Source organism: Microbacterium sp. K41, assembly GCF_004794395.1.
GTDB lineage: Bacteria > Actinomycetota > Actinomycetes > Actinomycetales > Microbacteriaceae > Microbacterium > Microbacterium sufflavum.
The window spans coordinates 1-2284 of sequence record NZ_SSDO01000428.1 but is presented as its reverse complement, the minus strand read 5'-3'; the positions used below and the strand labels follow the sequence as shown (position 1 = coordinate 2284).

Here is a 2284-nt window from a genome sequence, read left to right as displayed (position 1 = left end):
GGCGGCGCGCTCGCGCGCGTCCGCGAACGCCCGCGGGTACGCCCGGCGCAGCGCCACCACGATCAGCGTGGCCGCGGCGACCTTGATCAGATCGCCGGGGAGGAACGCGAGGGCCGACAGCGCCGTGAGGTCGAGCGGCACTCCCGTGACGAGGGCCTGGACGGGGATGCCGAACGCGTACACCACGAGCACCCCGCCGACGAGCGCGGAGAGCGCGACCCGCCACCACGCCGGGCGACCGGTGCGCAGGACGAGCCCGATCACGACGACGCCCGCGATCCAGCCGAGCATGTACCCCGCGGTCGGCCCCACGAACACGCCGACGCCGCCGCGTCCGCCCGCGAGCACCGGCAGGCCGATCGCGGCGAGCGCGAGCACGACCAGGATCGACAGCGGGGCGACGCGCGGCCCGAGGACGAGTCCGGCGAGCATCACGCCGAGGGTCTGCGCGGTGATCGGCACCCCGCCGGGCAGCGGCACGACGACCGTGCCGAGCACGATGATGAGGGCGGCGAAGACGGCGATGCGGCCGAGCGTCGCACCGGTGTCGCGGGAGGTGGGGGTCATCGGGTGTCCTTCCTGAACGGTGTTCACCTGAACACCGTTCAACAGAGTAGGGAGGCCGATGCCCTCCGCGCAAATCACTCCGCGTCGGGAACGAGCACGACCTTCCCGCGCTGACGGCGATGCTGGATGGCGTCGTGCGCGGCGGCGGCATCGGTCAACCGGAACACGTCGACGGGCGGGTCGCCCCGCCCGCCGGCCACGGCCGCGAGGGCCGCCGTCTCGAGCGCCCGGAGGTCGGCGATGGCCCGGCCCAGCGGCACGGTCACGGTGAGCGAGTTCTGCACGATGTCGTCGCCGTCGACACGGAGGAGTTCGCCGCTCGACCATCCGATGACCACGACGCGGGAGCCGCGCCCGAGCGACTCGAGCGCCGCGCGTCCCGTCGGACCCCCGACCCCGTCCAGCAGGACCGTCGGCACCGCGCCGTCCAGGAGGCCGGTCAGACGATCCGGCCACGCGTCGTCGGTCGCATCGAGCGGCAGCAGGCGCCCGGCCGAGTGCTCGACCCGACGCCCGAGCTGCGCCACCACCGCGCGCTTCGCCTCGCCACCGTGGAGCGCGACCACGGTCGCCCCGACCGAGAGCGCGAGCTGCGCGACCTGGCTGCCCAGTCCGCCCGAGGCACCGGTGACCAGGACCACGTCGTCCGCGCCGATCTGCGCCGCCTGCCACACGAGCTGCGCCGTGCGCCCGCTGCCGATCGCCGCGACCGCCTGCGGGAACGGCACGTGCGCGGGCACCGGGTGGAGCGCAGCAGCCGCCGCGACGCGGATGCGCACCTCGCCCTCGCCCGGCTCCGGTACCGGCACCCGTTCGATCCGCAGTACGTCGGACTCGCCGAACTCGCGCTGCACGATCGCCGCCATCGTCGCCACCGGCGCCGCGCCGTCTCCACCCCGCCGAGCGGCCGTCGTCTCCACACCCATCACGTTGCCGCCCCTCACATCCGTGCCCGTACCTGTCATGTCCGCACTCCTCCCGCTTCCGCCTGCCATCGCTTCTCCCGCTCTCCCCGATCCCGCGCTTCCCGGATCCGCCGTGCGGAGGATCCGGGTCGCCAGATCACGCGCGCGCCTCCGTGCTGGCGCCCGCGGCGCGAACCCTCGGCGCGAGCATCGCCGCTGCGAGCGCGAGCAGCGCCGCCAGCGCGAACACACCGAGGAAGGGATCGGCGGCGGCCAGCGCGAGGAAGACCATGCTCGTCACCGCGAGGGCCAACGCGCTGCCGAACGAGTCGGCCACCGTCATCGCACCGCTGTTGAACCCCTGCGTCTCCGGGGTCGACAGGGCGAGGGTGAGCGCGCTCGACCGCGGACTCATCAGGCCCATCCCCGCCCCCGCCACCACCCAGGCGGCCGCGATCAGCACCGCGTCCGCCTCGAACGCGGTGATCGCGACCGTCAGCAGGATCCCCCCGAGCACGAGAGCCGTCCCGAGGCGCACCGCGGTCACGCTCGACAGCCGCATGCCCATCCGCCCCTGCACGGTCGCGGCGAGCGACCATGCGAGGGCGCCGCCGGTGAGCGCGAGCCCGGCGACCGTCGGCGTCAGGGCGTAGCGGTCGGTGAGCAGATACGGCAGATAGATCTGCGCACCGAAGAACGCAGCAGCGGCGAGACCGCGCACCAGGATCACCGACGGCAGGCCGCGCACGGCCCGCAAGGTGCCGCGCGGGACCAGCGGTCGCACGGCGATGAGCGCCACGACGACCGCGACG

At 74.5% G+C, this 2284-nt stretch carries 3 protein-coding genes; all 3 read right to left on the bottom strand.

The genetic code is table 11. The features are described 5' to 3' along the window. Positions 1 to 567: biotin transporter BioY (locus DW309_RS13560; protein WP_136045673.1), on the bottom strand; the 567-nt coding region annotated here is incomplete at its 3' end. Positions 568 to 641: 74 nt separating this feature from the next. Next, positions 642 to 1532 carry a zinc-binding dehydrogenase gene (locus tag DW309_RS13555; protein ID WP_205812771.1) on the bottom strand — a complete coding sequence of 297 codons (891 nt, stop codon included), beginning with the start codon at positions 1530 to 1532 and terminating at the stop codon, positions 642 to 644. 97 nt (positions 1533 to 1629) lie between these two features. Then, the coding region (locus DW309_RS19690; RefSeq protein WP_168387278.1) for an MFS transporter at positions 1630 to 2284 on the bottom strand (655 nt) is incomplete at its 5' end.

Bases quoted from the DNA above. Each gene is read 5' to 3' on its own strand.
- DW309_RS13555 (WP_205812771.1), bottom strand. From the start codon at position 1,532: ATGACAGGTACGGGCACGGATGTGAGGGGCGGCAACGTGATGGGTGTG.